General features: G+C 56.7%; 25 protein-coding genes. 18 read left to right on the top strand and 7 right to left on the bottom strand.

Annotated features, from left to right (window positions below; all coding sequences use genetic code 11):
• Nucleotides 1-2: 2 nt before the first annotated feature.
• The 10 genes from ACR0AY_RS19885 to ACR0AY_RS19840 all read left to right on the top strand — a co-directional run bounded on the left by ACR0AY_RS19885 (nucleotide 3) and on the right by ACR0AY_RS19840 (nucleotide 7,867).
• Nucleotides 3-740, top strand: a complete 738-nt coding sequence (locus ACR0AY_RS19885) for an SDR family oxidoreductase (RefSeq protein ID WP_170402129.1) — start codon at nucleotides 3-5, stop codon at nucleotides 738-740.
• On the top strand, nucleotides 737-1,699 hold the full coding sequence (locus ACR0AY_RS19880; RefSeq protein WP_170513558.1) for an alcohol dehydrogenase catalytic domain-containing protein: 963 nt from the start codon (nucleotides 737-739) through the stop codon (nucleotides 1,697-1,699). Before ACR0AY_RS19885 ends, ACR0AY_RS19880 begins: the two co-directional genes overlap by 4 nt.
• Nucleotides 1,700-1,717: 18 nt before the next feature.
• Complete coding sequence (locus ACR0AY_RS19875) at nucleotides 1,718-2,023, top strand: UxaA family hydrolase (protein WP_170392543.1); 306 nt, start codon at nucleotides 1,718-1,720, stop codon at nucleotides 2,021-2,023.
• Nucleotides 2,024-2,035: 12 nt separating this feature from the next.
• Entirely contained in the window at nucleotides 2,036-3,214 is a 1,179-nt protein-coding gene (locus ACR0AY_RS19870) for a UxaA family hydrolase (RefSeq protein ID WP_480454525.1), read from the top strand.
• Between the two features lie 209 nt (nucleotides 3,215-3,423).
• Nucleotides 3,424-3,840 carry a universal stress protein gene (locus tag ACR0AY_RS19865; protein WP_170513555.1) on the top strand — a complete coding sequence of 139 codons (417 nt, stop codon included), beginning with the start codon at nucleotides 3,424-3,426 and terminating at the stop codon, nucleotides 3,838-3,840.
• A gap of 155 nt (nucleotides 3,841-3,995) precedes the next feature.
• Nucleotides 3,996-4,883, top strand: coding sequence for a helix-turn-helix domain-containing protein (locus ACR0AY_RS19860; RefSeq protein WP_170392546.1), 888 nt, complete (start codon nucleotides 3,996-3,998; stop codon nucleotides 4,881-4,883).
• Nucleotides 4,884-4,996: 113 nt separating this feature from the next.
• Nucleotides 4,997-5,950: an alpha/beta hydrolase gene (locus tag ACR0AY_RS19855; RefSeq protein ID WP_170513551.1), complete on the top strand. Its 954-nt coding sequence runs from the start codon at nucleotides 4,997-4,999 to the stop codon at nucleotides 5,948-5,950.
• Between the two features lie 58 nt (nucleotides 5,951-6,008).
• On the top strand, nucleotides 6,009-6,503 hold the full coding sequence (locus tag ACR0AY_RS19850) for a nuclear transport factor 2 family protein (protein ID WP_480454524.1): 495 nt from the start codon (nucleotides 6,009-6,011) through the stop codon (nucleotides 6,501-6,503).
• Between the two features lie 53 nt (nucleotides 6,504-6,556).
• Entirely contained in the window at nucleotides 6,557-7,063 is a 507-nt protein-coding gene (locus ACR0AY_RS19845) for a nuclear transport factor 2 family protein (protein ID WP_170513548.1), read from the top strand.
• Nucleotides 7,064-7,174: 111 nt separating this feature from the next.
• Nucleotides 7,175-7,867: an SDR family NAD(P)-dependent oxidoreductase gene (locus tag ACR0AY_RS19840; protein ID WP_170513545.1), complete on the top strand. Its 693-nt coding sequence runs from the start codon at nucleotides 7,175-7,177 to the stop codon at nucleotides 7,865-7,867.
• A gap of 3 nt (nucleotides 7,868-7,870) precedes the next feature.
• Here ACR0AY_RS19840 and ACR0AY_RS19835 read toward each other — a convergent pair whose 3' ends face one another.
• Nucleotides 7,871-8,707 (bottom strand): LysR family transcriptional regulator, encoded by an 837-nt coding sequence (locus tag ACR0AY_RS19835; protein WP_170513542.1) that lies wholly within the window; start codon nucleotides 8,705-8,707, stop codon nucleotides 7,871-7,873.
• 91 nt (nucleotides 8,708-8,798) lie between these two features.
• Between ACR0AY_RS19835 and ACR0AY_RS19830 the strand changes: the two genes are divergently transcribed.
• Both ACR0AY_RS19830 and ACR0AY_RS19825 read left to right on the top strand, forming a co-directional pair.
• Nucleotides 8,799-9,794 (top strand): zinc-binding dehydrogenase, encoded by a 996-nt coding sequence (locus ACR0AY_RS19830; RefSeq protein ID WP_170513539.1) that lies wholly within the window; start codon nucleotides 8,799-8,801, stop codon nucleotides 9,792-9,794.
• Between the two features lie 37 nt (nucleotides 9,795-9,831).
• Complete coding sequence (locus tag ACR0AY_RS19825; RefSeq protein ID WP_170513536.1) at nucleotides 9,832-10,572, top strand: SDR family oxidoreductase; 741 nt, start codon at nucleotides 9,832-9,834, stop codon at nucleotides 10,570-10,572.
• Between the two features lie 28 nt (nucleotides 10,573-10,600).
• Here ACR0AY_RS19825 and ACR0AY_RS19820 read toward each other — a convergent pair whose 3' ends face one another.
• Nucleotides 10,601-11,488 carry a MurR/RpiR family transcriptional regulator gene (locus ACR0AY_RS19820; RefSeq protein WP_170392553.1) on the bottom strand — a complete coding sequence of 296 codons (888 nt, stop codon included), beginning with the start codon at nucleotides 11,486-11,488 and terminating at the stop codon, nucleotides 10,601-10,603.
• Between the two features lie 130 nt (nucleotides 11,489-11,618).
• On the opposite strand from ACR0AY_RS19820, the gene ACR0AY_RS19815 reads away from it, so the two are divergent.
• The 4 genes from ACR0AY_RS19815 (at nucleotide 11,619) to ACR0AY_RS19800 (ending at nucleotide 15,637) form a co-directional block, all read left to right on the top strand.
• Nucleotides 11,619-12,701: an alcohol dehydrogenase family protein gene (locus tag ACR0AY_RS19815; RefSeq protein ID WP_480454523.1), complete on the top strand. Its 1,083-nt coding sequence runs from the start codon at nucleotides 11,619-11,621 to the stop codon at nucleotides 12,699-12,701.
• Nucleotides 12,698-13,276 (top strand): dimethylsulfonioproprionate lyase family protein, encoded by a 579-nt coding sequence (locus ACR0AY_RS19810; protein ID WP_170513533.1) that lies wholly within the window; start codon nucleotides 12,698-12,700, stop codon nucleotides 13,274-13,276. Before ACR0AY_RS19815 ends, ACR0AY_RS19810 begins: the two co-directional genes overlap by 4 nt.
• A 25-nt stretch (nucleotides 13,277-13,301) precedes the next feature.
• On the top strand, nucleotides 13,302-14,408 hold the full coding sequence (locus ACR0AY_RS19805; protein ID WP_170513530.1) for an enolase C-terminal domain-like protein: 1,107 nt from the start codon (nucleotides 13,302-13,304) through the stop codon (nucleotides 14,406-14,408).
• A gap of 107 nt (nucleotides 14,409-14,515) precedes the next feature.
• Nucleotides 14,516-15,637 carry an aminotransferase gene (locus ACR0AY_RS19800; RefSeq protein WP_170513527.1) on the top strand — a complete coding sequence of 374 codons (1,122 nt, stop codon included), beginning with the start codon at nucleotides 14,516-14,518 and terminating at the stop codon, nucleotides 15,635-15,637.
• Here ACR0AY_RS19800 and ACR0AY_RS19795 read toward each other — a convergent pair.
• From ACR0AY_RS19795 to ACR0AY_RS19775, 5 genes are all read right to left on the bottom strand, one after another.
• Nucleotides 15,634-16,716, bottom strand: a complete 1,083-nt coding sequence (locus ACR0AY_RS19795) for a sn-glycerol-3-phosphate ABC transporter ATP-binding protein UgpC (protein ID WP_170392556.1) — start codon at nucleotides 16,714-16,716, stop codon at nucleotides 15,634-15,636. The two genes, ACR0AY_RS19800 and ACR0AY_RS19795, sit on opposite strands and share 4 nt — an antisense overlap.
• A gap of 3 nt (nucleotides 16,717-16,719) precedes the next feature.
• Entirely contained in the window at nucleotides 16,720-18,375 is a 1,656-nt protein-coding gene (locus tag ACR0AY_RS19790) for an alpha-amylase family glycosyl hydrolase (protein ID WP_480454522.1), read from the bottom strand.
• 9 nt (nucleotides 18,376-18,384) lie between these two features.
• On the bottom strand, nucleotides 18,385-19,533 hold the full coding sequence (locus ACR0AY_RS19785) for a carbohydrate ABC transporter permease (protein WP_170392558.1): 1,149 nt from the start codon (nucleotides 19,531-19,533) through the stop codon (nucleotides 18,385-18,387).
• 12 nt (nucleotides 19,534-19,545) lie between these two features.
• On the bottom strand, nucleotides 19,546-20,553 hold the full coding sequence (locus tag ACR0AY_RS19780; RefSeq protein ID WP_170402173.1) for a carbohydrate ABC transporter permease: 1,008 nt from the start codon (nucleotides 20,551-20,553) through the stop codon (nucleotides 19,546-19,548).
• Between the two features lie 65 nt (nucleotides 20,554-20,618).
• Nucleotides 20,619-21,974 carry an ABC transporter substrate-binding protein gene (locus tag ACR0AY_RS19775; protein ID WP_170512843.1) on the bottom strand — a complete coding sequence of 452 codons (1,356 nt, stop codon included), beginning with the start codon at nucleotides 21,972-21,974 and terminating at the stop codon, nucleotides 20,619-20,621.
• A 214-nt stretch (nucleotides 21,975-22,188) separates the two neighbouring features.
• On the opposite strand from ACR0AY_RS19775, the gene ACR0AY_RS19770 reads away from it, so the two are divergent.
• Entirely contained in the window at nucleotides 22,189-23,220 is a 1,032-nt protein-coding gene (locus ACR0AY_RS19770; RefSeq protein WP_170512845.1) for a substrate-binding domain-containing protein, read from the top strand.
• A gap of 1 nt (nucleotide 23,221) precedes the next feature.
• Entirely contained in the window at nucleotides 23,222-24,541 is a 1,320-nt protein-coding gene (locus ACR0AY_RS19765; RefSeq protein WP_170513519.1) for a GH1 family beta-glucosidase, read from the top strand.
• Nucleotides 24,542-24,572 lie beyond the last annotated feature (31 nt).

The following is a 24,572-nucleotide window of genomic DNA, read 5'->3' as shown; positions in this document are numbered from 1 at the left end:
CCGTGACCTATCATCCTGATCTCACTGGACATACCGCTCTTGTGACCGGGGCCAGCTCCGGCCTTGGTCGCAGAGCGGCAGAGGTACTGTCGCATGCTGGCGCTAAGGTCGTGGGCGTGGCGCGACGTGCAGAAGCGTTGGCCGAGCTGGATCAGGTTCATGCGCTGCCATGGGATCTTTCGGATCGCGATCGGTTGGCAGAGCTGGCCGTTGCCGCGTCGCAGCCGTTTGGGGCACCGGATATTCTGGTGCATGCCGCCGGGATCAACACGCGCGAGCCTGCGGATTTGGTGTCACCAGAAGGATGGGACATAACAATCGGCTTGAACCTTGCCGTTCCCTTCTTTCTGTCGCAGCACCTAGTGCCCGATATGAAGGCCAAAGGCTGGGGACGGATCGTAAATTTCGCATCGCTCCAGTCCAGCCGAGCTTTTCCAGGTGGGCTTAGCTATGGGGCGTCTAAGGGCGGCGTGGCACAGCTGACCCGAGCAATGGCCGAGGCCTGGTCATCAAGCGGAATATGCGTAAACGCGATTGGCCCTGGGTTCTTTCGAACCGAGCTGACGGCTGCAGTGTTCAATGATCCTGAACGCGCGAACCGTAATGCTGCGCAGACCTGTATCGGTCGCAACGGTGAGCCCAAAGACCTCGACGGCCCGTTGCTGTTCTTTTGCTCTGATGCCTGTGCCTACGTGACCGGGCAAGTTTTGATGGTTGATGGGGGGTTTACAGCGAAATGAGAGCGTTAGTCTACACCGATGTAGAAACACTGGAATACCGCAATTTCGCGGACCCGGAGCCCGGCCCCGATGAGGTTCTCGTCCGTATCGATAGCGTCGGCATTTGCGGGTCCGACATGCACGCCTATCTGGGCCATGATGACCGCCGCCCGGCACCGCTGATCCTCGGCCATGAAGGGGCCGGAGTGACTGCTGATGGTCGCCGCGTAACCATCAATCCGCTGGTAAACGACCCCAACAGCGCGGCCAGCCGGTCCGGACGTGAGAACCTTTGCCCCTCGCGACAGATCATCTCAATGCCGCCGCGCGAAGGCGCTTTTGCGGAATATGTCGCTATCCCAGAGCGCAATTTGATTGAAGTGCCCTCGCATATCACGCTGGAGCAGGCCGCACTCGCCGAACCGATTGCGGTCAGCTGGCATGCGGTGCGGCTGGGGCTTGCAGCCCTGCACCCGGCAGACGAACGGCGTGCCCATGTGATTGGCGGCGGGGCAATCGGGCTAGCGGCAGCTCTCGCGCTCACTGCGATGGGGGTCGAGCAGGTGACCTTATCCGAACCCAACGCAGCCCGTGCGACCTATCTTCGCGACACCTGTGGAATCGCCGTTGTGGACACACCGGAACAGGACATTCCATTGGTGATCGACGCAGTGGGGTTTGCGTCTACCCGCGCGGTTGCCTCGGCGCTCGTCAGCCCGGGGGGGGTGATTCTGCACATCGGCCTAGGCAGTTCCGAAGGTGGATTGGATATCCGACGCATCACGCTGCAGGAAATCACGCTAATCGGCACCTACACCTATACCGCACAGGACTTCCGCGACACATGCAATGCCATGTTCAAGGGCCGCCTCGGGACGCTTGACTGGATTGAAACCCGTGACCTGTCCGACGGGGCCGCGGCCTTTACAGACATTCGCGCTGGCAAGACGCTTGCGCCGAAAACCATCCTTAAACCATAGCAAAAACCGGAGACCTTCATGTCAAATCCAGCCCCAAATGAAATACCGCACCTTTTGGTGCATGAAGAGGAAGACAATGTCGGTGTCGTGGTCGTCGAAGGCCTGACTGCAGGCACCGACATGCTGTGCTGTATTACACATGACAACTCGACCTTTCGCCTGACCGCAGGTGCGGATGTTCCGATTGGCCACAAGATTGCGCTCACGGACCTCAAGAACGGCGATACGGCGATCAAGTATGGTGAGGATATCGGCAAGATCATCGCTGACATCCCACGCGGCGGGCATGTCCACACGCAAAACTGCAAGACCAAGCGCTGGTAAGGGGTTAATACCATGAGCAAATATTCAAACATGACTGTCATGGGCTACCGGCGCGAAAACGGCCGGGTTGGTGTGCGCAACCACGTGCTGATCCTGCCCGTCGATGACATTTCCAACACCGCCTGCGAGGCAGTCGCCAACAACGTCAAGGGCACGCTGGCAATCCCACATGCTTATGGCCGCCTTCAGTTCGGCGAGGACCTCGAGCTGCATTTCCGCACCATGATTGGCACAGGGGCCAACCCGAATGTCCACTCGGTGGTGGTGATCGGCATCGAGCCGGGTTGGACCAAACGCATTGCCGACGGCATCCGCGAGACCGGCAAGGACGTGGCAGAGTTCTCAATCGAACAGAACGGTGACTTCGAGACCATCCGGCGCGCTTCATGGGCCGCCAAGGATTTTGTCCACAAGGCCACCGAGGTCCAGCGCGAGGAATGCTCGATCAACGAGCTTTGGATTTCGACCAAATGCGGTGAAAGCGACACGACAACGGGTCTGGGGTCCTGCCCAACCGTTGGCAACATGTACGATAAGTTACTACCCGAAGGGATCACCGGATTCTTCGGTGAAACCTCGGAAATCACCGGGGCGGAACACATCTGTCAGAAGCGGGCCATCAATGAAGAGGTGGGCGAACGCTGGTACAAGATGTGGAAAGCCTATCAGGACGATGTAATCTTTGCCCATCAGACCGATGACCTCAGCGACAGTCAGCCAACCAAGGGCAACATCGAAGGTGGCCTGACCACCATTGAGGAAAAGGCGCTTGGCAACCTCGAAAAGATCGGCCGGACTTCGCAGTATATCGACATTCTGGAACCTGCCGAGCAACCTAACTCGGGCAAAGGCCTCTACTTCATGGACAGTTCATCAGCTGCGGCGGAATGTGTGACGCTGATGGCGGCGGGCGGTGCTGTGATCCATACCTTCCCGACAGGTCAGGGCAACGTGGTGGGCAACCCGATCGTTCCGGTCATCAAGATCACCGCGAACCCGCGTACAGTGCGCACCATGGGCGAGCATGTGGATGTTGATGTTTCAGGCATCTTGCGGCGCGAACAAACCATCGATCAGGCTGGTGATGCTCTGATCGATATGATCCGCAGGACAGCAAACGGCCGTAACACCGCGGCAGAGGCGCTGGGACATCGGGAATTCTCGATGACAAAACTGTATCGCAGCGCATAGTAACCTCAAGGCGGCCATCGCATATGCGGTGGCCGTCTTTCTCTTGAACCGAGGTCCAGAATGGGCGCGGCTCGAGGTGTTTGGCCACTAAGGCAGGGCGGGGTCCTGGGCAACAGATCAGAACCTTTTAATTCTGAAAGTACTTATCAAGTTATGATGCACCAAGCCCTGCTCGTTGACATCGCCGAAACTCACTGGGAGTGCTTTACATGTATAAATCCATATTGATCCCCGTTGCCATTGATCATGAAGAGTTGGTTGCCGAGAAAATCACCACTGCCCGCAAGCTTTTGGCAGCTGACGGAAAGATCACACTACTTACAGTTCTGGAACAGATCCCGGGTTTTACGACGGAATTCGTGACAGTGAAATCCGAGAACCATCTGACCAACAAAATCATGGGAACCCTAAAGTCGATCGCCGGAGAAGCGACCGATATAAACTGCCAGGTAGAAACGGGAAAGCCAGGGCTGCGCATTACCGAGTTCGCACGGGAAATCGGCGCTGATTTGATTGTTGTCGGAGCGCATCACCCATCGGCAATGGACTATTTTCTAGGATCAACGGCAGCGCGTGTTTCTCGTCGGGCATCGTGTTCCGTCTTGATTCAGCGACCGCAATCTTGAAAATTCTCTAAGCGTCGACCCGAACGCTACAGCTGCGTTGCGAGAAGCAGGTGGCCACGGAACCACTCCATGGGTTCGCACCCCTGTTGGATGTTTTCAACTGTGTGCGATCGACGCCAGCGAGAATTGCCCAGGTACACTATGGGAGCCGACGATTGCCTTCGAGATATGCGGACATTTACCCCTCGGAACCTTTACTAAACAGCGATGCGATCGAGCGGCCTTCGGCTGCAGGGTTGATGTCCGTTCGGTATTTCCGGGCTGAGCCGGATCAGATGCCCGAGGATGTTTTCAAAGAGCATCACGTGCTTCTCAATCTCCAGACCATTCCGCACAGAGTTCGGAACTGGAGGGATGGTGAGTTGCGGGATTTCATGTTTCACAAGGATGAAATCATCGTCACTCCGGCTGGTATGCGATCGGGTTGGCAATGGTACGCGACGTCTGATGTCATCGTTATCACGCTGGACCCGGCTAAGGTTGAACGCTTTGCTCAGTCCGAGCTGGGCATGCTGCTTGACCCGCAGCAATTTCGGGATTTGCCGCAGTTCTCGGACCCTGATCTGTGCACGGCTGGCGTTATACTGCGTGACGCATTGGAATCGACCGACATGTCTTCGGTCGTGATGTTCGAAGCCATGAGCCGCGTATTCCTAGTGAAACTGCTCCAGAAATATGGAAAACGCCGGATCGAAGATGTTCAGCTGTCATCCCGCTTCACATCCCGGCATTACCAGCGCGTTTTGGCCTTTGTACAGAACCGGCTGGATCAGACCATAACCGTTGAGCAGCTCGCGACCGAGGCGGGAATGAGCCCTTCGCACTTCGCACGCATGTTCAAAGAGACGTTGGGCACGACCCCGATGCAATATGTCATGGCCTACCGAATTGAACAGGCGATGAAGATGATGCAAGACCAGCAGCGTCCTCTGGGTGATATCGCTTTGGAATGCGGCTTTTCCGATCAGGCTCATTTCACGCGCAGCTTTAAACAGGTGGTGGGACAAACCCCCAAGGCTTATCGCGCGGCCAACATGGCTTGATGCAGGATCATTCAAAAACACAGCAGTCCGGTGCAATCAAGTGAACCTCCGGCAACGTATCTCTTTCGTCATCGGGCTTGCGCCCATCCAGACAGACTTTGGGAGATATCGCGATGAAAACCCTCGCTCTGAATACCGCTGCGGCTTTAATGGCCTCGACAGCTGCCGTCGCACAGGTCGAAACCCGCATTGTCACCTTTGAGAATGAAGGTGCCACCCTATCCGGCACACTGTACCTACCCGAAGAACGCGGCGATGCACCATTGCCAACGGTCGTGGTCACAGGGGCCTGGACCTCGGTACAAGAACAGATGCCAGCGAACTATGCCCGGGAAATGGCCGAACGCGGATTTGCCGCCTTCACCTTCGATTTCCGGGGCTGGGGCAAATCCGGCGATCTGCCGAACCAAGCGCGCTTTGTCGAAAGCCCCGAAGCCAAGACCTCGGACATCAAGGCAGCGATCGAATTCATAGCGACCCTGCCAGAAGTGGACGCCGAGCACATCAATGGGCTGGGTATCTGCGCCTCAGCGGGTTATATGGTCGATGCCGTCTCGGGCAACCCGCTGGTTCAGCGACTTGGTTTGGTTGCTCCCTGGCTGCAGAACGCCGAAATTGTTGAGGCCGTCTACGGCGGCGCAGAAGGTGTTGCCGGCTTGCTTCAAGTCTCTCGGGCTGCCGAAGCCGCCGGGGGCCAGATCATTCCTGCCGCGGGTCCAGAAGGTGCCGAAGGCGTGTTGATGCCGATCGGTGGCTACTACTATGAGGCTGACCGTGGGGCGATCCCGGAATATGATGACAAATGGAACAATGCAGGCTGGGAAGGCTGGCTGACCTACCATCCCGCCGACAACCCACAGCGGCTGGATAAACCGCTGACCATTGTTCACTCTGAAAGCGCAGCGATCCCGCAGGGCGTGCAGACCTTCCTTGCCGGATTTGCCGGTGACGCGACTGCGCAGTGGCTCGAGGATGTCACGCAGTTCGATTTCTACGACAACCCCGAGGACGTGACACGGGCGGCCGACGCCGTTGCCGACCACTTCCGCGCCGGATTGGATAATTGATCCTGCTGATCAGGCGTCGGACCTCGCTATCCGACGCCTCATTGCCTTGGAGACCCCGATGAACCGAAAACTTCAACTAGCACTCGCGGTCGCGACCGTTATGGGAGGCAACGCAATGGCCGATACCCCCGAAGACAATATGAAAGTGGTTCAGAACTTTTTTGCGGCTTACGGCTCGAACGACCTTGATGGAATCGCCGCTGTCATGGACGAGGACGTACAATGGCACATTCCCGGCCGCCATCCGCTGAGCGGCACCAAAAACGGTCGGGATGAAGTTTTGGCCTTCTTCGCCCAATTGGGCGCAGCTGGGTTTCAGGCTGACCCGATCTACTTTGGCGCGGATGAAACCCATGTTGTAGATATTCACCGAGGCTGGTCCAACGCCGAAGGTCAGCCGAATGTCGATACCATCTGGGCTCTGGTTTACCGGATCGAGAACGGCAAGATCGTCGAGGCCACCAATCTCAGTGCCGATCAGGATGCGGCGAATACGTTTTTTTGGTCGCAATACACCTTAGCGCCCGTGCCTGAACGCCTGGCTAATGAATGAAGTAGGCGCAGCAACGTACGTTGCTTTGTCCAACTCTGACAAAGGACCCGGATATGAAACGATCCCTCATCGCCATGCTCACCGCCATAACAATGATTGGAGGCCCTGCATTGGCCGATCAAACCGACATCACCCGCACCCTAACGGATATCGCTGCAGGCGCAGACCGGCATGATTGGACCCGTGTAAGGGATGCCTTCGCCGATCACGTCACCATTGACTACACGAGCCTTTGGGGTGGAGACCCGGCAACCCAACCCGCCGATGAACTTGTTGCGGGCTGGGCCGCCTTCTTGCCGGGGTTCGACAGCACGCATCACATGGTGACCAACCACGCAATCACCTCAGTTTCAGAAACCGCCGCAACAGCGCAGGCTGATTTCACCGCCACCCACCGTCTTGACGATGACCTATGGGTTTTGGGCGGCCGCTATGACTATGCGTTGGAAAAAACAGATGACCGCTGGGTTGTAACAGCGATGACAATGACCGCTCTTTGGGAAACCGGCGACCGTGGTCTCGTCGCCCTCGCTGGTGAACGCGGGGCCGGGGCCAACTGACATCAGTTAACGCCGCATCGTTGCGCGCCGGTTGCCTTGCCAGAGCGATGTTGGCAATCTCACTATTAGGCTTTGCTTTCGGTTAACTGACTAAAATTCAAAGGAAACCTCATGACCGAACAACGTATCGCACTTGTGACCGGAGCCAATCGAGGCATCGGTAAAGAAGTCGCCCTACAACTGGCCCGCGATCATGGATTATTTGTTTTGGTAGCATCGCGCGACCCGCAAAAGGGACAAGCCACGGCCGAAGAGATTGGGCATGGAGCTAAGGCCTTGCAACTAGACGTGTCCGATCAGAGCTCGGTCAACGCTGCCTTTGATAAGATCAACTCCGAATACGGATATCTCGACATACTGGTAAACAATGCAGGCGTTGACTACGACACGGATCAGCACACGCTCAGCGCCGACCTGGTGCGCGTGCGCCGTGCTTTCGAGACCAACTTCTTCGGAGCCTGGGCAACAACCATTTCGGCCGTTCCTTTACTTCAAAATGGTCATGATGCCCGGATTGTAAACGTGTATTCCGGCTCAGGAGCGCTGACAGGCATGTCATCCAGCACTCCTGGATATGGCATCTCGAAAACAGCGCTCAATGCGCTGACCATCAAGACTGCGGCTGATTTGAAACCCGAAGGCATCCTTGTCAACGCAGTGTGCCCCGGCTGGGTCGCCACTGACATGGGCGGGGGTGGTCGCCCGGTGTCCGAAGGGGCCAAGGGCGTCGTGTGGGCTGCAACACTGCCCGTGAACGGTCCAACAGGTGGTTTCTTTCGGGATGGGGTGCAAATTGATTGGTAGGATTTATCTCGGCGCCATGAAATCGATCAGTTTCCTGACACGCTCGGGCAACAGGCGACGGCTGGGATAAACCGCATACATGTCTCGAGTCAGCGGGACAGTATTCTCAACTTCCAGTCGTCGCAGATCGCCCTCCACCATATCCTTAGGCAACATCGCTATCCCCAGATTACGACGAGCGGCCTGTGCTATGACATCAAGGTCGCCAATATTATGGGCTATGTGGGCTGGATTCACCGTCTCTCCCGTTTCCAGTACCCAAGGTTGACCCGCCATCAGCGCAGGAAGAGTCTGGAACTTCGGTCGCATTAAAGGACCTGAAAGCCCGTGCTCTCGAATGAAGCCCTGCCCTGCGCAAAAACAATATGGAACTGACCATAACCGCTTGGCAACAAGACCGGAGTCCGCAAGCGGACCGACCCGAAAGGCGAGGTCGATATTGTCCGCGAAAAAATCCAGCATGATGTTAGTCGTCGTCAGTTCAAGCTGGACCTGAGGATTTTGTTCGGCGAAATCCACCAGCTTTGGCCCAATCGTTGTACGAGCTGCCAAGGGTGGGGCCGTAATGCGGATCGTGTGGTGCCGCGTGTCATCGGTAAAACCCGCAACACGCTGAAGCGCTTCAATCGGATCCTGACAACGATCCAGAAGACGGCGCCCCTCTTCGGTCAGGCGCACCTGCCTTGTCGTGCGCTCGAATAGCTTAGCGCCCAGATGATCCTCTAACATGGCAATCCTGCGACTAATCCTGCTAAGCGGAATACCCAGCCGATCTGCAGCTTTGGAAAAGCTGAGATGGTGGGCGACAACAGTAAACAGGCCAAGGTCGTTGTAGATCATAATTCTATTTATGAGATAATACCTTCTAGATTCAACTATTATCACGAAATGGCGTCATCGCTATCTTCTGCGAAACAAAAGGAGATGCATGATGCCGTACGCGATAGAAATCACCCAAACTGGCGGGCCCGAAGTTCTGCGAAGCGTTGACCAAGCTGTCGCACAGCCCGGTGCCAGAGAAATCCTGATCCGTAATCATGCCGGGGCGGTAAATTTTATCGATACGATTATTCGCCGTGGCGAAATGCCAGAGGGCATGATGCCAGACCTGCCCCATGTACCCGGCGTTGAAGGTGCCGGAATCGTCGAAGCGACGGGCAAAGATGCCGTTGGTTTCGCCGTGGGTGATCGCGTCGCATGGATGGGGCCGATTGGTGCGGGCGGCTATGGTACGCATTCCGTAATAGGTGCACCTTATGTAACCAAAATTGCCGATACCATCGCCTTTGAAACCGCAGCAGCAATCCCTGTCAACGCAATGACGGCCTATCACATGCTGGTCAATCTGGGCGGTGCGGCGGCCGGAAGATCCGTACTGGTGCATGCGGCTGCAGGCGGAGTGGGCACGATGGCCCTCCACATCGCCAAGCATCTGGGCATGACTGTGATCGCTTCGGTCAGCACTGAAAAGGTCGGATACGCCCAGGCGCAAGGAGCAGATTTTGTCATCGACTATCGTACTCAGGACGTGGCCACGCTGGTGTCAGAGATCACAAGTGGGCGCGGTGTTGATCTGACGTTGAATCCGGTTTCCGGTGACTCCTTGAAATCAGACCTTGATGCGCTGGCTCCCCTTGGAACGGCTGTGCTCTTCGGATTCCTTGCCGGGCCGCCAGCTGGCGATTTTGCCGAGGATCTGGCGAAACACTTCCAGAAATCTGTCTCAGTGCGGGTCAGCGACATTTACACGTATTTTTCCAACCGACCAACTGCATTCGGCGCGGACATGACCAAGGTATTCAAGCTGTTGGAAACTGGCATTCTGCGTCCTCAGATCACCACATACCCAATCGCCAAGGCTACGGAAGCGCATCGCCGCCTAGAGGCGGGCGAAACCACCGGCAAGTTGGTGCTCAGCATCGATTGACTCATTTAACAGACACGACATGCAAGGAACCAAAGCAATGAACTCGGTTTTCGAAACGGCCCTCATCGGCAAACACGTTGTTATCATTGGCGGCAGCAGCGGCATGGGTAAGGCCACCGCAAAGCTGGCGGTGGCGCTCGGTGCGAAAGTTACCATCGCCAGCCGGAGTCTCGCCAAGCTGGAGGCAGCAGCGGCAGACATCGGAGGCGGAGTTCAGATCGCACCGGTCGATACCACCAACGAAACTGGCATGAAGTCCTGGGCCAGCGGCCTTGAAAAAGTAGATCATCTGGTCATCTCTGCCTCAAGCGCAGCGCGTGGGGCCTTCGCCGAATTGCCAACCACTGACCTGCGCGCGATGTTCGAGGCTAAATTTATCGGGCCCTATGTGGCGGCGCGTGAAGTCTTGCCTGTCTTGACTGAAGGCGGCTCCATCACCTTCTTTTCTGGCGTCCTCAGCCGCCGACCCTCTGCCGGTGCAACGGGTCTTGGGGCCGTGAACGCGGCGGTCGAAGCCCTGTCCAAGGGGTTGGCATTGGAGCTATCAAACCGTGCGCGTGTGAACTGCATCAGCCCTGGAATGGTTGCGACCGAGGCTTACGCGGCAATGTCGAATGAGGCTCGCGAGGCCATGTTCGCTCAGGTTGGTAACAGCCTGCCCGTCGGACGCATTGGTGAGGCAGAGGACATCGCCCAAGCTGTGATAATGGCAATGACAAATGGCTATCTCACAGGCGCTGTGCTGGATGTGGATGGAGGTTACCTGGTGCGTGGCTGAATGGCCAATGCGGATTGGCCTGATCCAATCAGGGCTCTTCCGCGTGATATAGGCCTAGCTGATGGCGACGCTTGTGAAAGGTCGCCACTCTTTCGACGATCTCGTCGCTGGCCACTGCAATGACGAAGGACAAAAGCGTTTCGAGCAATGCGATAGTACTTACTGATGACGGGAAGAATTGCGGCGTATCCGCCGAGATGACGAACCCGTGTTGTGCATTGCGCAGAACAGGGCTGGCTGGGCTGTCAGAAAGACCGACCACCGTCATGCCCTGCTCTCGGGCAACTTGCACCGCCTCGACCACTTCATTCCGATAAGGTTTGCAGGTCATCGCAATTAGTACATCGCGTTTGTCCGCCCATGCCAGATCGTCAATCGGATTTGATCCGGCGCGCGGGATAGCATGAAACTGCACCATGCCCGTCGAGGCCAGATAAACAAAGTTTCGCGCATTCGAATTGTTCACACCAACGCCCAGCACGAACACGTTACGCGAATTCCAGATATCTTCAGCGGCAGCTTTCAGCTGTTCGGACGAGATATTGGCAAACGTCTCCTCGACATTGCGCAGGGCGTCCTGAACCATATCCGCATAAAGCCCGCCCATATTGCCGGACTTACGAATATCCTGCAGCCAACGCGCGCGCTCCGGGAAATCGGCCTGCCCGCGCCGGATCGCCTCGCGGAAGGGAACCCGGAAATCTTCGTAGCCTTCGAACCCCACCTGCCGCGCCATTCTGACAATGGTATTGGGTTTCACATTGGCGGCTTCAGCAATTTCGCGTACAGTCGATACGCCCACGTCGCGCGGGTTCTCAAGCACATAGGTCGCAGCCTTGCGTGCCTCGGGTGTCAACTGAGACAGTTCTTCCGCCAGCCGTTCCAAAACTAAATTTGATACATCTGTCCCATTCATGATTGACGATGGTACTTTTGTTTGCATACGGTGTCGAGACCAAATCGACTCAGGGGGCCGGACCGATGTATTTCAGCTCACTCCCGCATTTGATTGAGGTCACCGTAAATGCATCGACGGAGTTTGCCGCATGGCCCAATCCGAGACAATGAAGGCGATGGTCACCATGGGGCACGGTGATCTGGATCAGATGGTCTGGCACGAAAACTGGCCCTGCCCCACTCCCAAACCGGGCGAAGTTCTGATCAAGGTTGGTGCCTGTGGCCTGAACAATACCGACGTAAACACTAGGTCCGGCTGGTATTCTAAAACAGTCAGCGATGCGACCACCGGTGGCGCGTTTGAAGAGGTCGGCACTGATGACCCAACCTGGGGCGGAGCGCCACTGGCCTTTCCGCGCATTCAAGGGGCGGATGTCTGTGGGCAGATCGTTGGAGTCGGGGACGACGTGGATCCAAACCGCTTGGGCGAGCGTGTGATAACCGATTGCTGGTTGCGCGATCCGACCGATCCGGTAAACAAGGACAAAACCGGCTACTTCGGATCAGAGCGAGATGGCGGCTTTGCCGAATACACAACGATCCCGGCCGTCAATGCGATAGCCATCCAATCAACACTTTCGGATGCTGAGCTGGCAACCTTCTCCTGTTCCTACTCAACCGCCGAAGGCATGCTGACCCGCGCCAAGGTCACCGCGGCTGACACTGTTCTTGTTCCGGGCGCATCTGGCGGCGTCGGTGGCGCTCTGGTTCAACTGGCCAAGCGCCGAAATGCGCGGGTCATCGCGATGGCGTCGGAGGCTAAGCACGACGACGTGGCCCTGTTGGGTCCAGATGTCATCCTGTCCCGCGCCCCCGATGATTTGCGCAAATCGTTGGGAGACGAAAAGATCACGGTCGTTGCCGACGTGGTGGGCGGGTCATACTGGCCGCAGCTTATCAGCATTCTTGAACGCGGCGGACGCTATACCTGCTCGGGCGCCATCGCGGGACCTATGGTCGAGTTCGATTTGCGGACGTTCTACTTGCGCGATCTGACCTTTACAGGCTCGACTGTCATCGACCCCGAAGTAATGCAAAATCTTGTACGTTATATCGAAGCGGGCGAAGTAAAACCGGCCCTGGCCGCAACCTACCCTCTGAGCCAATTGCATGAGGCACAAACCGCCTTCATCGCGAAGAAACACACCGGAAACATCGTGGTGATCCCATGACGTTGGATGATGTTTTAATGGCCGCCAGGCGATTGCATCAGAACCACCCGGATTTGGCGGGTTTTGGGGGTTGGCCAACAGATTTATCCAGAACGGACTTACAGCCCGCACAGATTCCGGCAACCCGGCTTGTCAGCAAATTTGGTCTGAACGGTACGCCCGAAACACAGGCATTGGTTACGGCTATTGCAGCAACTGCTGAGCAAGCGCACTGGAAACTGACCTATTCCGAATCCGAAGTCGGTGCGGATTTCTTGTCTCGATACGGGTATTACGAACTGTTCGGACCCAGCGGGCATTTCCATTCGACCCAACTACGCGGTTATGTCGCCTATTGGGGCGCAGGTCTGCAGTATGACTGGCACAGCCATCAGGCTGAAGAGCTATACCTGACGCTCGCTGGAAAAGCCTGTTTTAAGGTTGAAGGGAATGCACAGCTTGTCGGGCCGGGCCAGACCCGCCAGCATGAAAGTTGGCAAAGCCACGCCATGACGACAAGCGATCATTCAATCCTGACCTTTGTCTTATGGCGGGGCGATGGAATGGATGAACTGCCTCGGATGGATGCCGCATGACATACTGCGTCGAGGTGAAACCAAAATGAAAATTACCGGGATTTCTGTCTTTCAAATCGACCTGCCATTGGAGCATCCATACTGGCTGTCAGGCGGGCGATTGAAGTTTGAGAAGCTGGATGCGACGCTGGTCAAGATTGAAACCGACAAAGGGCTTGTTGGTTGGGGCGAAGGCACGCCCTGGGGGCATACCTATGTACCCGCCCACGGCCCCGGCATACGGGCCGGGATCGAGACGATGGCACCGTTTGTTCTTGGCCTCGACCCGCGGCGAGTTCTGGATGTTGAACGCGCGATGGATCAGGCCCTACCCGGACATTTCTACGCCAAAAGCCCGATTGACATGGCGTGCTGGGACATAGCCGGTCAGGTTGCTGGTCTTCCGATTGCTGATCTGATGGGGGGAGGGTCGCGTACGCCGCGCCCAATCGCATCCTCCGTAGGAGCCAAGACAATTGAAGAAACCCGCGCCGTCATCGAACGATACCGGCAGCGCGGCTATATCGCCCATTCCGTCAAAATCGGCGGCGATGTGGCCCGTGATATCGCCCGAATCCGTGACATGGAAAGCCTGCGCAATCCCGAAGACATCGTCCTCTATGACGTCAATCGCGGCTGGTCGCGGCAGCAGGCATTACGCGTGATGAGTGCGGTCGAAGACCTCAATGTCATGATCGAACAGCCGTGCGAAACACTGGATGACATTGCCGCGATCTCAGGCAAACATGCTTCGCCTGTTTCGGTTGATGAAAGCCTTGTTACCCTTCAGGACGCGACGCGCATAGCCCGCGATGGCATTGCCGAAATATTCGGCATCAAGCTCAACCGGGTCGGCGGGCTGACCAAAGCGGCCCGAATGCGCGATGTCGCGCTGGCGCATGGGATTGACATGTTTGTAATGGCAACCGGTGGTTCTGTGCTGGCGGATACCGAAGCGCTGCATCTGGCGGCGACAATTCCGGATGCGAATTGCCATGCTGTCTGGGCCTGTCAGGACATGATCACCGTCGATATCGCCGGTGGGCGTGGACCGAGAAATGTGGACGGCCACCTGCATCTACCCGAAACACCCGGCCTTGGCGTTCACCCAGATGAAGATGCGTTGGGTGATCCTGTGGCGATCTACCGGTAACGATACGCGCCTCTTGTGCAAGTTCGATGACGGTCATCTGCCGAGGTTGACCTTGCCGCATCGCCATGGGAACGATGCGCGATGGCTTAGTCGAACAGGATAGCGCGATGAAGATCGAACCCTTTGGCGTCGAAATTTGGATGGATGAATGGGAAACCCGCTGCGCCTATAACCTTGCAGAGACTTGCGTCGAGAGCCTGAGTATCGCCGAGCTTTTGAAGCTTTCCGGCAAAAACTCGGATGATCTGTCTGAATTGCTGGGGATGAAAATGACCTATGGCGCGATCCGGGGCTCGGACCGGCTGCGCGATGCGATTTGTAGCCTATATGACCAGCAAAAGCGTGAGAATGTCATCGTCACCCATGGCACCATCGGTGCCAACATGCTGGTCCACAAAACGCTGGTCGAGCGCGGCGACAAGGTGGTGGCCGTCGTGCCCACCTATCAGCAACACTATTCCATCCCGGCCAGCATCGGCGCGGAGGTGACGCAGATCCATTTACGGGCCGAGAAGGCTTATTTGCCCGATCTTGAGGAGCTGCGCGCCGCCGTAACTCCGAGCACCAAACTGATTGCAATCAACAACCCCAACAACCCAACCGGTGCGATGATGGATCGCGCGTTCCTGCTTGAGATCGTCGAAATCGCACGCTCCGCTGGAGCATGGTTGCTGTGTGATGAAGTCTATCGCGGTACCGGGCAAGAAGGTTCGGGCATGACGGATGCGGTTGCAGATCTTTATGAGAAAGGCATTTCAACCGCGGGCATGTCCAAGGCGTTTTCGCTGGCAGGGCTGCGACTGGGTTGGATTGCGGCCAACCCAGAACTGATCGAAGCGGTTTCGATCCATCGGGACTATGACACGATCTCGGTCGGCATGATCGACGACCATTTCGCGGCGCTTGCGCTGGAAAACCACGACAAGGTTCTGGCGCGCAGCCACGCCATTACGCGCGGCAACCTCGCCATGCTGGAAGAATGGGTCGAAAGCGAGCCCAAAATCAGCTGGGTCAAACCCAAAGCAGGAACAACTGCACTTTTGCATTACGATGTCGACATGCCCTCGCGCGAGTTCTGTGTGAAACTGCTGCGGGAAACCGGCGTGATGTTCACGCCGGGCTCTGCCTTGGGTCTCGAAGGCTGTGTTCGGATCGGTTACGCCAATACTCCGTCGATCATTCGCGAAGGGCTGGAAAAAGTTTCCACCTTCCTTGCGAAGCTCGACTAGCGCCTCATCGACTGGCCGTTGTGGAACAGATGCACCTTTTCGGGTGCCGCCGTGACCGAGACGGTTTTTCCTCGCAGATTGCGCTGAACACCAGGTAGTTTTGCAATCACGGCCTCCCGTCCATCCGGGACCGCAAAGTAAAGCAGCGTGACCTCACCCAAAGCTTCGGTGAAATCCACCAAGCCGGAATAAATTGGTGTTCCATCAGTGATATTTAAGTCCTCAGGCCGGACACCGATATTGACCTTTTTGCCTTCGTCAGCGGCATCCGTCGGGATTGATGAGATTGCCACGCCGCCATCATCCAGCGTGACGGTTGTTGTCTCTCCTGTCGCGGTAATGGTCCCGGGCAGCAGGTTCATTGCTGGTGAGCCGATGAACTGCGCGACAAACTCGTTATCTGGCGTCTCATAGAGTTCCAGCGGCGTGCCAACCTGCGCAACTCCCTTATTGGCCAAAACCACAATGCGGCTGGCGAGTGTCATCGCCTCGACCTGATCGTGGGTGACGTAAATCATCGTGCTGTCGGGCATCGCCTCTTTCAGGCGTGCAATCTCGATCCGCGTCGCCACGCGCAGGGCAGCGTCGAGGTTCGAAAGCGGCTCGTCGAACAAATATACTTTGGGGTCGCGCACGATGGCACGACCGATGGCAACGCGCTGGCGTTGTCCACCAGACAATGCCTTGGGCAGGCGATCCAGCAGGGGTTCAAGCTGTAGAATCTGGGCCGCGCGCTCCACGGCGGCATCAACCTCAGCGCTCGGCATCTTCGCGATCTTGAGCGCGAAGGCCATGTTTTCGCGCACCGTCATATGCGGGTAAAGCGCATAGGACTGGAACACCATCGCGATGCCGCGTTGCGCAGGTGGCACATCGTTCACCACCTGCCCTTCGATCTCAAGCGTACCGCCAGTGATCTTTTCAAGGCCCGCGATCATCCTCAGCAAAGTGGATTTTCCGCAACCTGACGGACCGACAAAGACAATCAGTTCGCCTTGCTCGATCTCGAGATCGATATGTTTCAGAACATCGACAGGACCATAGGATTTGGCCACATCCGTAAGCTTGAGTTCCGACATGGTTTACCTCTTTTCCCGAGCCAATAGACAGAATTGAGCGGCATCCAGCGTCACGTTGCTTTCCCCGCGAACGCCGCCCAACTCCTCCCCGATCACTTGCCAGTCACCTTCTGGCAGGGTCACGCCAACCGAACAGTCACCCAGATTGAAGGCGCAGAAGACCTGCTCGGCTTCATCCTCTCGGGTGAAGGTCAATACCGAACCGATTTGTGACATCCCTGTCTGCGCGCCGGACATCAGCGCTGAATGCGCATGACGCAATGCAATCGCATGGCGGTAGTGGTGCAGCATCGACGCTGGATCTTTTTCCAACCGATCCACCGCCCGCTCGGCCTGCGCAGCGCTGACTGGCAACCAGGGACGGCTCGTGCTGAACCCGGATTGTTCGTCCTGTGCGGCCCAGACCATCGGAGTACGGCAGCCATCGCGACCTTTGAATTCAGGCCAGAATTCAATGCCATAGGGGTCTTGCAAATCTTCGAACGCAACATCTGCCTCGGGCAGGCCCAGTTCCTCACCCTGATAAAGACAGGCTGAGCCACGCAGGCACATCATGAGAACGGCGTGCTGCCGGACAGCTGCATCGTCCAACCCCCAACGCGAAGCATGGCGTTGCACGTCGTGGTTTGAGAAGGCCCAGCATGGCCATGCATCACCCGCCTTGTCCTCAAGCTGGTCAAAAACCTGCTTTGCGTAAGCTGCCGTCAAAGCCCGCTTTTCGAGGAACTCGAAAGCATAACACATGTGCATCCGTTTATCGCCGCTGGTGTATTCGCCCATAATCTCAAGCCCGCGCTGCGCGTCGCCGACCTCACCCAGACAGGCGCGGCCCTCGTATTCGTCAGTCAGGGAGCGCAGCATTTCCAGGAAGGCGATATTCTCGGGCTGACTTTTGGAATAGAGGTGATCCTGATGGTTATACGGGTTCACCATCGGCGCAATTGATGAGTTCCTCTGATCCATCGGCAGGCCGGGATTGTCACGCAGCTGGGCGTCGTGGAAATAGAAATTGATGGTGTCCAGACGGAACCCGTCGACCCCCATATCCAGCCAGAAGCGCGCCACATCCAGCAGCGCATCCTGAACTTCCTTGCAGTGGAAGTTCAAATCCGGCTGCGAGGTCAGGAAGTTGTGCAGATAATACTGCAACCGCCGCGCATCCCACTGCCACGCCGAGCCGCCAAAGATCGAAAGCCAGTTATTCGGAGGTGTCCCGTCGGGTTTGGGATCAGCCCAGACATACCAATCGGATTTCGGGTTCTCGCGGCTGGCGCGGCTTTCGTTGAACCATGGATGCTGATCTGAGGTGTGGGATAGCACCAGATCGATCATCACCTTCAACCCATGCGCATGGGCTTGATCCAGTAGCTCTTTCAAATCTCCCATGGTGCCGAACATCGGATCGACATCGCGATAGTCGCTGACATCATAACCGAAATCCTTCATCGGAGATTTGAAGAACGGCGAAATCCAGATTGCATCAACCCCCAGCGAGGCGATGTAGCCTAACCGCTGGGTGATACCCTTTAAGTCTCCGATCCCGTCACCGTTGCTGTCCTGAAAGCTGCGCGGATAGATCTGATAGATCACCCCGCCCCGCCACCAATCTGACGCCGACTTGGTTTTTTCGAATGCTGTCGCGTTGGTCTGCACGTTCATCACACGCCCTTATTTTACGGAACCGGCCAGCAAGCCGCGAACCAGATATTTCTGCATTGCAAAGAAGACTGCCAACGGCACCGCGATTGAGACAAACGCCGCCGTGGCCAAGATTTCCCAGTTACCGCCCCGCGTACCCAGCAGTTCGACGATACGGTTGGTCATTACCGTTGTCTGGCCGCTAGCATCGATCAGGAAGACTTTGGCAACCAACAGATCGTTCCATGTCCAAAGGAACTGGAAGATCGCAAAGGATGCCAGTGCCGGAAAGCTAAGCGGCAGGATCAACTTGGTAAAAATCTGAAACTCGGTTGCGCCATCTACCCGGGCGTTCTCAATCAGGTCACGAGGCAGCCCGGCCATGTAGTTACGCAATAGGTAGATCGCCAATGGCATCCCGAACCCGGTATGGGCCATCCAGACCCCCAGGTATCCTTTGCCGATCCCGATATTGAGATGCAGTTTCAGCAACGGGATCAGCGCCAGCTGCAATGGCACCACCAATAGGCCAACCACCGCAGCGATCAGCAGGGCACGCCCCGGGAAATCCATCCATGCCAGCGCGTAAGCCGCAAATGCTGCGACAAGAATCGGGATAATCGTCGCCGGGATCGTCACCGTCAGGGTATTGAAGAACGCCTTGCCCATACTGTCGGAACTGCTTTCGTTGAACAGAACATGGGCATAGTTTTCCAAGGTGAATTCAGGCGGCAGAGTAGTCGTCACAAACACGCGAGGGCCGCGCTTGCCCGAAAACTCTTCTGCGTTTTCCATCCGATAGTCACCGTTGGCCTGAACCGTGATCGTCCCGCCACGACGAAGCTCAGCCGTTTCGCCCGGAGCAAAGGCATCAATCGCACGGGAATTCACACCCCATCGCGAAATGTCCGAGGCCCGATCACCATCGAAGATATTGCCTTCGATCACATAGAGACCATCCTGCAAAACTTGCGTTTCAGGTGCCGCCGCGCGCAGAGTCAGGTTTTGTTCCGACGGGAAGAGCGCCCGCCACCAGCCGCTGCTGGAAATCTGGTCCGCTGTTCTGAATGACGAGATCAACAAACCGAGTGTTGGGAAAACCCAAAGCACCACAAGCAGCACGACCGAGGCGTGAACGACCCATCTTAGGGCTGGGCGGGTTCCTGCAATATCGCTCATAACCCCGTCCTCCTACTGCATTTCTTTGCGCGCATTGCGCACGTTCCAGATCAGGATCGGCGTCACCAGCAACATGATCACCATGGCCGATGCCGATCCCACGCCCCAGTCATTGGCGCGGAACATCTTGTCGTACATGTAATTGGCCAGAACCTGCGTCTCCCACTGGCCGTTGGTCATCGCAAATACGATGTCAAAGACCTTGAGAACCACGATGGTGATGGTGGTCCAGACCACCATGATCGTGGTTTTGATCTGCGGCACTTTGATCTTGAAGAAAATCTGGAACGGATTGGCCCCGTCCAGAATGGCGGCCTCGATGGTTTCTTCCGGGATGCCGCGCAGCGCGGCGGACAGAATGACCATGGCAAAGCCGGTTTGTATCCAGACCAGCACGATCATCAGGAAGAAATTGTTCCAGAAAGGCAGGGTCAGCCAGGTGTGTGTTTCGGTTCCACCAAAGAAGATGTAGATCGCGTTCAGGACGCCGATCTGATCCTGATCGGCCGGACGCGCATCATAGACCAATTTCCAGATTACCGAGGCGCCAACGAAAGAAATCGCCATCGGCATGAAGATCAGCGACTTGGCGACGTTACCCCAGCGGATGCGATCCGTTAGCTGCGCCACGAGCAGGCCAAATGCGGTGGACATGGCAGGTACAACAATCAGCCAAAGCATGTTGTTGCGCATCGCCTCCCAGAATTTCGGCTCGGCTACCATCTGGGTATAGTTGTCAAAACCCGCCCATTCATATCCACCACCGGCGACCCGATCAGTCAGCGACAGGCGCAGCGTCTCAAACACCGGATAGGCAAGATAGACCCCAAGGGCGAGGATCGCGGGAAGCAGAAACAGCCAGGGCCGGATCATATTCGCGCGGTTGATATTGCGACCCGCGTTCGGTCCACGCGCAGGGAACAGGACTTTATCCAGAAATTGGTTGGACAGGTAGAAATAGCCCACGCATCCCGACACACCGATTACGATTGTTAGCAGGCCCTGAATTGCCGGATTCATGGCGTCCTCTCCCTTGCTAGGGTTTCGGGCAACCTGATTGAAAGGTTGCCCGAAGGTTCAGCGGATTACTTGATTGCGTCCCAAGATGACTGGATTTCGCCGGTGACTTCTTCGGCGGATTTCCCGCCAGTATAGTCAACCATGCCGGTCCAGAACGTACCCGCACCCACGGCGCCCGGCATTAGGTCCGAGCCGTCGAAGCGGAAGGTGGTCGCACCCAGTAGAATGTCACCCAGACCGCGCAGAGTATCATCCTTATAGGCTTCGGTGTTCACGCCCTTATGCGGGGTCAGGAATCCGGTTTGTGCCATCATGACTTCATGTGCAATCGGCTGCTTGAGGAACTCCATGAACGCGCTGGTCGCATCCGATGGATTGCTTACCGCCATCAGAGTACCGCCACCCAGAACCGGGTTACCCAAGTCCTTGTCTGCGAAAGACGGCATGTAAAAGAAATCTGCATCCAGGCCGAACTCGACATCTTCGGGGAAGAAGGCCGGAACAAAGGACGCCTGACGGTGCATGTAGCACTGGGGCGGCGATGAGAACATGCCTTTGGGGCTGTCGCGGAAGTCAGTCGAGGCGACAGCATCTGACCCACCCGAGACCTTGGCGTCATCACGCGCGAACCAGCCAAACTCTTCGATTGCGGCGATAACGCGCGGATCGTCAAATGGGATCTCGTTTGTCACCCACTGGTCGTAAACCTCGGGCGGCTGAGTCCGCAGCATCATGTCTTCAACCCAGTCGGTCGCGGGCCAACCGGTGGCGGCACCCGATCCCAGGCCAATGCACCACGGGGTTTCGCCATCGGCGACGATCTGCTCGGTCAGGGCCTTCAGTTCTTCCATGCTCGTCGGCACTTCGTATCCGGCATCCTCGAAGTTTTCCGGGTTATACCAGACCAGAGACTTGACGTTCACATTGTAGAAGAAGCCATACATCTGGTCATTGCCGTCGGCGTCTTTGTAAGTGCCAAGATCAACCCAGGAATCGCCAGCCGCATAATTGTCACCAACCCAGGCCGCCATATCTTCACCCAGCGGTGTCAGCTGCCCTTTGGATGCCATGATCGCCGCCAGTCCTGGCTGCGGGAAGACCGCGATATTGGGGGCTGATCCTGCCTCGGCATCGATAACGATCTGCTGCTCGAAACTGTCGGAACCGGTATAGATCACATCTGCGCCAGTCGCCTCTTCGAAATAGGCAATCATGTTGTTGAAGTAACCGTCTTCCGGGGTCAGCCACGGACCAAAAATCGTGACCGTCTGACCGCTCAGATCCGGGGCGCTTTCGGCCCAGGCATTATAGCTGTCCCAGTTGAACGGCCCCTCGCCCGGCGCGAAGACCAAATCTTGTGCTTGTACCGACCCGGCCAGCAGAGCGATCGCCGCCGCACCCGAATAAAGTGCGTGTCTCATGAGTTCTCCTCCCAATATTTTCGGCGCAAACGAGATTCGTTTTCAAAGCGCTTTGGATGCCGTACTTTATCCGCTAACATTCAGACCCTGTCAATATCTCGCCTACTAACACCTAAAAAACTGCCATTCTAAGACATTCTCTCGAAACATGTTGACTGAGCTAGGTTTTCACAACAAAACAAATGGGCATCAATTTGAAGGCGCTTTGAGTAAAATGAACCTAAAGCAACTCTCTGAGATCCTCGGCCTTTCACAAACAACCGTCAGCCGCGCGCTGAACGGTTACCCGGAGGTCAGCGAAGGGACGCGCATCCGGGTTCAGGCTGCTGCGAACAAGCATGGTTACCGCCCCAACAGCCGCGCCAAGGGGCTGGCGACAGGGCGGTCTATGGTCATCGGCCATGTGATTCCCACCTCGTCCCGGCACGAAATGGTCAATCCGATTTTCGGAGATTTTGTGGCAGGCGCAGCCAAAACCTATGCGGCGAACAATTATGACATGATGTTCACGCACGCGCCGGACACATCAATTGAAGAATCCTATCGCAGCCTGTTCAATCGAGGCGTCGTAGACGGCGTGGTCCTGCAAGGCCCCAAGGTACGAGAGCCGCGCATCTCGGTGTTATCGCGCCTCGGCGTACCCTTCATTGTTCATGGCCGGTCGACCTACGCCAAAGAGCCCTATGATTGGATCGATGTGAACAACCAGCGTTCTTTCGAACGCGCTACTCGGTTTTTGATCGATCTGGGCCATCGGCGCATCGCCTTGATCAACGGGCTCGAGGAAATGGATTTCGCGCGTCGGCGGAGGAACGGCTATCTGTCGGCGCTCAAAGAAGCCGGGATCGCGCCTGATCCAAACCTACTGCGCAGCGCCGAGATGACCGAGATTTATGGACATCAGACAGCCTGCGACATGCTGAAGCTCGACGACCCGCCAACAGGAATTTTGGCCTCTTCGATTATCTCTGCGGTTGGAGTCCGGCGCGCACTGGAAGAAAGCGGCCTGAAAATGGGGCGCGATATCTCGGTGATCGCTCATGATGACGAGTTGTCATACATGCGCAATGGTATGGATGTTCCAATTTTCACCGCAACGCGCTCGTCGGTCAGACACGCGGGCGAGGTGGCTGCCGAAATGCTGATCGAGCGGATCAACGCTCCGGATGACCCACCCAAAACGCGCTTACTGGAGGCTGAACTTGTCGTCGGCAGCTCGACGGGGCCAGCCCCACAAAGGATGTGAGATGAAGTACAAACGCGCAGATTTCCCGCCAGATTTTCAGTTTGGCGTGGCGACGTCGGCCTATCAGATCGAGGGACACGCCAATGGGGGCGCAGGCAAGACCCATTGGGACAGTTTCGCTGCAACTCCAGGTAACGTCGCCAATGCGGAAAACGGAGATTTGGCCTGCGATCACTATAACCGGTTCGAACAGGATCTGGATCTGATCCGGGGCGCCGGCTTCGACTGTTACCGGTTTTCAACCAGTTGGGCGCGCGTGCTGCCCGAAGGGCGCGGACCGATCAATCAGCAAGGCTTGGATTTCTATGATCGCCTGACCGATGCGCTGCTTGAACGCGACATCAAACCCTGCGCAACGCTGTATCACTGGGAACTCCCTTCACCACTCGCCGATCTGGGCGGTTGGCGAAACCGGGATATCGCGAATTGGTTTGCAGACTTCACCGAGATCATCATGGGCCGCATAGGCGATCGGATGTTCAGCGTCGCACCTGTCAACGAGCCTTGGTGCGTAAGCTGGCTGAGCCATTTCGAAGGCCAACATGCCCCCGGCTTGCGCGACATCCGGGCAACCGCGCGCGCGATGCATCATGTATTGCTGGCCCATGGCCGCGCAATCGAAACTATGCGCGGATTGGGCATGTCGAACCTTGGCGCAGTGTTCAACCTTGAATGGGCGGAACCTGCTGACGACAGCGATGAGGCACAGACTGCGGCGGCGCTTTACGACGGGATTTACAACCGCTTTTTCCTGGGCGGCGCTTTCAAGAAATCCTACCCTCAAAATGTTCTGGAAGGATTGGAGCCGCATCTGCCGGACAAGTGGCAGGATGATTTCGACACGATAGCTGCACCTGTCGATTGGTGTGGGCTCAATTACTATACGCGCAAGTTGATAACGCGCGCAGATACGTCTTGGCCTTCCTTCACCGACGTCCCTGGCCCCTTGCCAAAAACGCAAATGGGGTGGGAAATTGATCCGGCAGCCCTGTCCCGTTTCCTGATCCGGACCGCGCAAGAGTATACTGGGGACCTGCCTATCTACGTGACCGAAAATGGCATGGCGAGCGCAGAACGTCAAAACGACGCCGACAGAATTGACTACTTGAACCAGCATCTTGCCGAAGTGTGTAATGCCCTGGACCACGGCGTTCCGATCAAGGGATATTTCATCTGGTCCCTTCTCGACAATTACGAGTGGGCGCTGGGATATGAAAAACGGTTCGGGCTGGTCGATGTAGATTTCGAGACGCTGGAAAGAAGGCCAAAGGACTCCTACCGCGCGTTGCAGGCCGCATTGGTCCGGGATCAGTCTGGTTGACCGTCAAGCTTTGCTACTGCGGGCACACGCC

This window comes from Ruegeria sp. A5, assembly GCF_056543005.1.
The sequence above is the reverse complement of the archived record's forward strand: the minus strand, read 5'-3'. Positions and strand labels throughout refer to the sequence as shown.